General features: G+C 67.1%; 11 protein-coding genes and 1 tRNA gene. All 12 read right to left on the minus strand.

The genetic code is table 11. The features are described 5' to 3' along the window. Window positions 1-130: 130 nt before the first annotated feature. On the minus strand, window positions 131-760 hold the full coding sequence (locus VKQ35_RS20405) for an energy transducer TonB (RefSeq protein ID WP_324364562.1): 630 nt from the start codon (window positions 758-760) through the stop codon (window positions 131-133). Between the two features lie 104 nt (window positions 761-864). Next, window positions 865-1,296: a biopolymer transporter ExbD gene (locus VKQ35_RS20410; RefSeq protein ID WP_324364563.1), complete on the minus strand. Its 432-nt coding sequence runs from the start codon at window positions 1,294-1,296 to the stop codon at window positions 865-867. Between the two features lie 5 nt (window positions 1,297-1,301). Then, on the minus strand, window positions 1,302-2,183 hold the full coding sequence (locus tag VKQ35_RS20415) for a MotA/TolQ/ExbB proton channel family protein (RefSeq protein ID WP_324364564.1): 882 nt from the start codon (window positions 2,181-2,183) through the stop codon (window positions 1,302-1,304). Between the two features lie 577 nt (window positions 2,184-2,760). Then, window positions 2,761-2,836: transfer RNA gene (locus tag VKQ35_RS20420), tRNA-Phe, on the minus strand. Window positions 2,837-2,903: 67 nt separating this feature from the next. Continuing rightward, the gene (locus tag VKQ35_RS20425; RefSeq protein ID WP_324364565.1) at window positions 2,904-3,074 is read right to left on the minus strand and encodes a DNA gyrase inhibitor YacG; all 171 of its coding nucleotides are present in this window, start codon (window positions 3,072-3,074) and stop codon (window positions 2,904-2,906) included. Continuing rightward, the gene (locus VKQ35_RS20430) at window positions 3,071-4,111 is read right to left on the minus strand and encodes a ribonuclease E/G (protein WP_324364566.1); all 1,041 of its coding nucleotides are present in this window, start codon (window positions 4,109-4,111) and stop codon (window positions 3,071-3,073) included. Before VKQ35_RS20430 ends, VKQ35_RS20425 begins: the two co-directional genes overlap by 4 nt. Then, the gene (locus tag VKQ35_RS20435) at window positions 4,108-4,695 is read right to left on the minus strand and encodes a Maf family protein (protein WP_324364567.1); all 588 of its coding nucleotides are present in this window, start codon (window positions 4,693-4,695) and stop codon (window positions 4,108-4,110) included. The genes VKQ35_RS20430 and VKQ35_RS20435 overlap by 4 nt, the downstream gene beginning before the upstream one ends. Window positions 4,696-4,710: 15 nt before the next feature. Beyond that, on the minus strand, window positions 4,711-4,929 hold the full coding sequence (gene infA / locus VKQ35_RS20440; protein ID WP_215341158.1) for a translation initiation factor IF-1: 219 nt from the start codon (window positions 4,927-4,929) through the stop codon (window positions 4,711-4,713). Between the two features lie 73 nt (window positions 4,930-5,002). After that, window positions 5,003-5,542: a low molecular weight phosphatase family protein gene (locus VKQ35_RS20445; protein WP_324364568.1), complete on the minus strand. Its 540-nt coding sequence runs from the start codon at window positions 5,540-5,542 to the stop codon at window positions 5,003-5,005. Window positions 5,543-5,548: 6 nt separating this feature from the next. Continuing rightward, on the minus strand, window positions 5,549-6,028 hold the full coding sequence (locus tag VKQ35_RS20450) for a UPF0262 family protein (protein WP_324364569.1): 480 nt from the start codon (window positions 6,026-6,028) through the stop codon (window positions 5,549-5,551). Window positions 6,029-6,173: 145 nt separating this feature from the next. Then, window positions 6,174-7,241 carry a fatty acid desaturase gene (locus tag VKQ35_RS20455; protein WP_324364570.1) on the minus strand — a complete coding sequence of 356 codons (1,068 nt, stop codon included), beginning with the start codon at window positions 7,239-7,241 and terminating at the stop codon, window positions 6,174-6,176. A 36-nt stretch (window positions 7,242-7,277) separates the two neighbouring features. Further along, window positions 7,278-7,683, minus strand: a 406-nt coding sequence (locus VKQ35_RS20460; RefSeq protein ID WP_324364571.1) for a histidinol dehydrogenase, incomplete at its 5' end; no start/stop codon positions are given.

Genomic DNA, 7,683 nt, shown 5'->3' on the forward strand with positions numbered 1-7,683 from the left:
CCCACTCCTCGCCCGACACCGAAACCGCGCTGTGAGAATGGGGTGGGTCGCGCGGGCTGTGAAGGCGGACAAAGAAAAAGGCCCCGGGGCTTTCGCCGCCGGGGCCTGATCCAAAGTCAGCTTGAGAAGGTCAGCCCTTCGGAAGCTTGAAGGCGATCGGGATGTTGATCTGCCCGCCGTCAACCGGCGCGCCATCCTTGGTCTGCGGCTTCATCTTGAACAGCTTGGACAGCTTCATGGCGGCGTCGCCGAAACCAGCGGTCTCGGGTTCTTCGCCCTGAATCGAGCAGTTGTTCAGGGTTCCGCGCGCATCCACCGTGCAGTGGAGGGTCGCGTGGCCTTCGATATTCATCCGGGTCGCACGTTCCGGATAGTACTTCGCCATGTCCTCGCCGGTCGGCTTACGCAGCCAGTCGGCGTTGGTGATCACCGACGGACGCGGCGGCTCAGGCGGCGGCGGAGCCGGCGGCTTAGGCTGCTCGATCCGATGCTCGACCGGCGGAACCGGCAGAGGCGGGATCGAAGGCACGTCAGGCGCGGACACCGGAGGCCGGGGCTGCAGCTTGGGCGGCGGCGGCGGCGGGGTGTTCGGCGGCGGCGGCGGCGGTGGCGGAGGCGGCGGAGGCGGCACCGGCTTGATGAGCGCCACGTCCGTCACATCGTCCGAGTATTCCTTGAAGTTGGGCTCGAACTTGCTCTTCCACAGATAGATTGCCAAAGCGCCGTGCACGACAACCGCGATGGCCATCGCGATGAGCATGCCCTTGTTCCGCTTGGGCCGCGGATCGTCAAAGGGGTTGTGACTGCCGAAGGCGGGAGCCGGTGTGGCGCCGCGCGATGATGTATCGGTCATGCGTCAGCGCCTCACTTATTCGCGTCTTCGCCGACCAGGGCCACGCTGTAGAACTGGTTGTCCTGCAGCATGTTCATCACGGCCATGAAGTCCCCGTACATCACGTCCCTGTCGCCGCGGATGAAGATCCGCTCGTGAGCAGGGTCGCGCTTGGAGCCCACTTGCCGCCGAAGGTCATCGCCAAGGCTGGCGAGGTCCGTCGGAAAGTCCTGGATGAAGATCCGGCCGTTGGCCTGGAGTGAAATATAGACGGGCTTGGGCGGATTGGTGCCCGGCTTAGCCACCGCCGGGGGAAGGTTCACCTTCACCGTGACGGCCGCCAGAGGGGCCGCCACCATGAAGATAATCAACAGAACCAGCATAACGTCCACAAACGGCGTGACGTTGATGGTGCTGTTCATTTCCTCCGAGGCGCCGCCAGAGCCTGAAAGCTTGGCTCCCATCTGGCTTACGCTCCTTTGTCGAGCTGCCGGGAGATCGCGTTCATCAGCTCAGCCACAAAGCCTTCCGAGCGGGCGCCGTAGGCGGCGATCCGCGTCTGGAAGACGTTGTAGAAGATAACCGACGGAATGGCGGCGAACAGACCCAGGCCCGTGGCCAGCAGAGCTTCGGCGATGCCGGGCGCCACGACCGCGAGGTTGGTGGTGTTGGTGTTCGCGATCCCGATGAACGAGTCCATGATCCCGTACACGGTGCCGAACAGACCGATGAACGGACCGTTGGAGCCGATGGAGGCCAGGAAGGACATGCCGCTGCCGAGGCGGCGGGTCAGCGAGGCCTGGACGGCGGACACGGCGTGCTCGGCGCGGTTCAGCGTCGTCTCGCGGTGCTCGCCAGCCACATGCAGGCCGGCCTGGCGGCTGAGCTCGATTTCCTGAGCGGCCGCGGCGGCCATGTCGGCCAGCGGGTTGCCGTCGAACTCTTCAGCCACGGCGATCCGGCCCATGTCGCTGATCGACTTCGCGCCGCGGAAGGCTTCAAGGAAGCTGTCCGAAACGCGATTGAGGGAGCGGAACTCGATGCTCTTCGTGATCAGGATCGTCCACGAGAAGATGGAGGAGAGAAGGAGGATCAGCATGACCACCTTCACTTCCGGCTTCGCGTCCATGAACATCGTACCGATGCCCATCTTGCCGCCATGCTTCATTTGCGGGGGTTCAGCCGGCGCACCGGCGTCGGGAGCCGCGGCGGCGGGCGCAGCGGCCGGAGCGGCGGCGGCGTCAGCAGCCGCGGGCGCGGCGGGGGCCTGCGCGAAAGCAGGAGCGCTCGCCATCAACGCGACGGCGCCGATGAGAGCAATGAAAGGGGTCTTCAGTTTGTTGTCGAACATCTGTCGCCAGTTCCTGGTTGGTCTAGCACGAGTGGCCAAAGGGTCGTCGCGCGAGAGCGTCTCCACCCTAGTTGAAACAATCCCGACCTCCAGAACCGATTGCCCGGTCCGGGACGTCAGGCCGCTGTCGCTGCGCCGCGACCCGTAACGGCTGCTCCCAACTTGTATGAAGGGGCAACGTTTCGAAGGCGCGAAGCGAACTCTTCTTCCCCGGGGGGCGTCTGAGGTCTTACCGCTATCTTAGACTTGCGGCTCGGGTCCTTTGGCAACCCCTTAATGAGGCGTCAAGAGGGCACACGATAACGGGGGCTTGCGAAAGTTCGATGGCGCCCTACAGCGTACCGCGCTGCACAAAACATCATCGAAGAGGGCGGCGCCGAATTTCTACCCTTACGGGAAATTAATGCTGCACTGCGGTATGTATTTCACATTTGTAATCTGATCACATTGCGGGGGGTCTGGGCATATTGTCGCCCCGAAACAGTCGACTGCGATTGGATCAGGCCCGCCGGCCGGAGGGCCGCAAGGCGAGCGGCGTCCGGATCCGGACAGCGCCCGCGAAACCGGCGGGAGATAGTGGTGCCTGGGGGCGGATTCGAACCACCGACACGCGGATTTTCAATCCGCTGCTCTACCAACTGAGCTACCCAGGCGAAGGCCGCCGTCGCGGGGAGCCGCGTCTATAGAAGAGGCTCTTTCGGAAGTCCAGCGGAGGGCCGATCAGTCATCCGCCTCCTCGTCGCCAAGGGCGTCGGGGTCCTCGGTTCCGGGGACCGAATAGCGGCCGCTCAGCCAGCGGTGCAGGTCGACGTCGGCGCAGCGCGCCGAGCAGAACGGCTTGAATTCGGGCGCCGCCGGCCGCTCGCAGATCGGACATTTGGCTGGAGTCATCGAGCCTGCCCGACATCCAGGCTGTCGCGAGCTCGGCCCGGGTCAGCGGTGATCGAAAATCGGGCGCCGATCTGCTCGGCGAGCAGGGCGCCCAACGGCGCGGCCGCGGCGGCCACCCCCGGCGCGCAGACCGCCGCCAGCCGCGCGCCAGGCTGGGCGACCGCCTCGGCCTGCAGCCGCCGGATGAGGCGTCGCGCCAGCGTATCGTCGCTCAAGGCTCCGTCGTCGCGGCAGAGGCGCTCGGCGAGCGGCCGGATGCGGCGCGGCAGCGACAATTCCATGGTGCCGAACCGGCCGACCGGTCCGATGGCGACCCCAGGATTGTCCGGCCCGAAGGCTGCGCGCGCGGCCGCCAACAGGGCGTTGCCATCATGCCCGCGCCCAACCAGGTCGATGACCACGATCCCGCCCAGGCCTTTCAGCCGCAGCAGGCGCCCGGCCATGCCCAGAGCGGCGAGATTGGCCTGGCGGGTGACGCGCTTGGCGTCGCCGCCCTTGCGGTCGGAGAGGTCGACGTCGATGGCGGTCAGCGCGCGGGTCGGCTCGATGGCGATCTGGCCGCCGCCGGGCAGCGGGTGCAGCACCTCCAGCGCCTCGGCTTCGGCCTCATCGGCCACCTGCCGCGCGGCCGCTCCCTCGACCAGCCTGGCGCCATGGGACAGCGCCTCGAGGTCGGCCAGCACGTCGGGCGCGGCGATCAGGCGCGGCGCGCCCTCCGCCGGGCCGATGGCGCGCGCCTGCGCCAGCTTGCCCCGCCGGGGCTCGCCGCGGATCTCGATCTCGATCGACTGGCCGCGCACCGGGCGCGCGTCGGGCTTGAAGGGCAGGATCGCCTCGGCTCCGGCGCCCAGGTCCAGGAAGGCCGTGCCCAGCGCCGGCTCCAGGCTGGTCACGCGGGCGATCAAGCGTGCGCCGAGCCTCAGCCGGGGCTCGTCGTCATCGCGGCGGATGAGCAGGCGCTCGGGCCGCCCGTCCAGGGTGACGACGCCACGCGTCTCGCCAATGCCGCGGTCCAGATAGGCGCGACGCTCGCTCATGGCCGCCGACGCCCCAGCCCACCCAGCAGGGTCGCGGCTTCATAGAGCGGCAATCCGACCACGCCGGAGTATGAGCCTTGCAAGGCGGTCACGAAGGCCCCTGCCCGCCCCTGGATCGCATAGCCGCCGGCCTTGCCCACCCCTTCGCCGGCTTCGAGATAGTTTTCGATCTCATCGGCCGTCAGGCGCTTGAAATGCACCCGGCTCTCCACCAGCCGCTGCGCCCGCCGGCCGTCCGGCGCGAGCACGCAGAGCCCGGTCAGCACCCGGTGCGCCCGCCCCGACAGCAGGCGAAGGCAGTCCCCCACCTCTTCGGCGCGCTCCGCCTTGGGCAACACCCGGCGGCCCAGCGCCACCACGGTGTCGGCCGCCAGCACGAAGGCGCCATCATGGCGCCCCGCCACGGCGACGGCCTTCTCAGCCGCCAACCGCTGGGCCAAGCGACGAGGCGTCTCGTCCTTCAGGGGAGTCTCGTCGACCTCGGCCGCGTCCACTGCGTCGGGCTCGAAGCCGATCTGGCGCAAAAGCTCGAGCCGCCGGGGACTTGCGGAGGCCAGCACCAAGCGCGGAGGTTGTGACGGCACGGAGCCGAGGCGCGTCTAGCGGACGCGGAAGGTGATGCGGCCCTTGGAAAGGTCGTAGGGCGTCATCTCCACAAGCACCTTGTCGCCAGCCGAAACCCGGATGCGGTTCTTGCGCATTTTGCCGGCGGTGTGGGCGATGATCTCGTGGTCGTTCTCAAGCTTCACGCGGAAGGTCGCGTTGGGCAGGACTTCGCTGACCGTGCCCGGAAACTCCAACAGTTCTTCTTTCGCCATGCAGGCTCCAAATCGAGAATAAAATGACGGCCCGCGCCTTACGTCAGGCCGCGAGCCGCTGATAGCCGGTAAATTATAGCGCACCGGGCGGGGCAAGGTCGATGGGCGACGGCGCAAGCCCCCCAAACCGCTCGGCGATCCGCCTGGCGAGGCCGTCACGCACCTGTCGATAGACCGCCAGCCGCGCCTCGCGCGACCCCTCGGTGAGTGTCGGGTCGTGGGTCGGCCAGTACTCGATATCCGCGGCCCGTCCGCGGGCCAGATCGAGCGACCGGTGATGCGCCTCGGGCGTGAGCGACACCACGAGATCGAAAGAGAAGTCCTCCAGATCATCGAAGGTCTTGGGCCGATGGCGGGCGAGGTCGTAGCCCAGCTCCGCCATCACCGCCTGGGCGAAGGGGTCAACGCCAGCGGGTACGTCCTCGTCGCGGACATCGTCATGCACCATGGGCGCACGCTTCAGGCCACAGCTGTCCACATACACGCGGTCGCCGACCAGAAGCTTCAGCAGCGACTCCGCCATCGGCGAGCGGACCTGATTGAAATTGCAGGCGAACAGCACCGCGCCTGGCGCTGGCGCCCCCTGCAACGAAGACGGGGCGTCAGCCGGCATCTGCGCCTAACCCCGCCAATGCAGGGCGCAGATCAAGGTGAAGAGCCGGCGCGAGGTGTCGACGTCGGTCTCGATCTTGCCCGCCAGCCGCGCGCGCAGGACTTCGGAGGCCTCGTTGTGCAGACCCCGCCGGCCCATGTCCAAGGCCTCGATCTGGCTGGGCGTCGAGCTGCGGATCGCCTGATAGTAGCTCTCGCAGATCAGGAAATAGTCCTTGATCAGGCTGCGGAACGGCGACAGCGACAGGATGTGCCGCCGCTCATAGTCGGGGCCGCGAATGTCCAGGACCAGACGGTTTTCGATCAACCCCATCTTCAGGTCGTAGGGGCCTCTCTCGGCGCCTTCCGGATGGAAGAAATTCTCTTCCAGTAGGTCGAAGATCGCGATCTGCCGTTCTTGCTCCTGGTCGCGCGACGACGCCGCGAGCGACTCATCATCGAGCTCGACGGTCTGCAGGCGATGCATCTGGCGGTCGTCGTCAGCCATGGGCGTCCTGGAGGCTCACCCACGCTTTATGGCATTCCGGCCCCTCACGTCATCCCGCACCTGCGAACAAGCTGGCTCCAGACAACGAAAGATACCCGGCGCGTGTGCGCCGGGCGTCTTCAGAATCTGCGATGTCGAGATCGGGTCAGGCCGTGCGGCGCGCTTCGCGGAAGGACACCAGGCGACCGGCGGCCTCGTCCCACAGCGCCAGGCGGGCGCAGCGGAAGCTCGCCCAGAAACCGACCCGGCTCATGGCGTTCAATTCCGGATGATCCTTCAGCACCTTGGGCAGACGATAGAAGGGGATGCGGCTCGACAGGTGGTGCACATGATGGATGCCGATGTTGCCCGTGAACCAGCGGAGCGGCTGCGGCAGGTCCAGGTGCGAGCTGCCCGCAAGGGCCGCGTCGTCGCGCTTCCATTCGCCGTTCCGCATCCAGACGGCGCCGTCGAACTGATGCTGCACATAGAACAGCCAGACGCCGATCGTCGCCGCCAGCAGCATGGTCACCACATTGACGATCAGCACCGGCGCCAGGCCGAACAGCCAGATCAGCCCGCCGATCCCCGCCAGTGCGCCCAGGCTATTGCCCATGACGCTGGCCCATGGCCGCCAGCCCTGGCGCATCATGCCGATCGGCAGGCGCTGGCTGATCAGGAAGACGTAGATGGGGCCGACGCCGAACATCACAACGGGGTGGCGATAGAGCCAGTAGCCAAACCGGCGCAGGGGCGAGAGCGCGCGATATTCCTCGACGGTAAGGGTCTCGATGACACCGAGATTGCCGCGGCGGTCCAGGTTGCCGTGGGTCGCATGGTGCGCCGCATGGCTCTGACGCCAGTAGTGGTAGGGCGTGATGGTGAAGACGCCGGCGATGCGGCCGACCCACTCGTTGGCCTGGCGCTGACGGAAAAATGAGCCGTGGCCGCAGTCGTGCTGAATCATGAACAGCCGGACCAGGAAAAAGGCCGCGGGAACCGTCAGCAGCAGCGCCGCCCACCAAAGGCCCCGGGCATGCAGCTCCCAGGCGACCGCCCAGAGGACCAGCAGCGGCAGGACCGTGACGGCGATCTCGAAGATGCTGCGGGCGGTCTTGGGCTCACGGTAAGGCGCGAGGATCTTCGACCAGGCGCCGGGCGGCGTCTTCGTTGCAGCCGTAGTGGGGGCGGCCATCGTCGGGGTCTCGCTGGCGGTTTGGGAAGTGGCGGTCATCTGCTCTCAGAACAAGGTTTGTTTGCGGCCAATGGCTCAGCCCTGCCCCATGCGGATGGCCGCCGAGCGGGCGTGGGCGGGCAGGCCTTCAGCCTCCGCCAGCGCCACCGTGGCCGGCGCCAGGCGCGCGAAGGCGGCTTCGTCGCACTTCACGATCGAGGTCCGCTTGAGGAAATCATAAAGCGACAGGCCCGAGGAGAATCGCGCCGCCCGGCTGGTCGGCAGCACGTGATTTGAGCCGGCAACATAGTCGCCAATTGCTTCCGGCGCATGACGTCCCAGGAAGATCGCGCCAGCATGCCGCACGTGGTCGGCCAGGCGTTCGGGGTTTTCAACGGCGAATTCGACGTGTTCCGGCGCGATCCGGTCCACCAGCCGCGGCGCTTCGTTGAGCGGAGCGATCACCACCGCCCCATGGTCGCGCCAGGACGCGGCGGCGTCC

Origin of the sequence: Phenylobacterium sp. (assembly GCF_035309685.1) — a bacterium.
Taxonomy (GTDB): domain Bacteria; phylum Pseudomonadota; class Alphaproteobacteria; order Caulobacterales; family Caulobacteraceae; genus Phenylobacterium.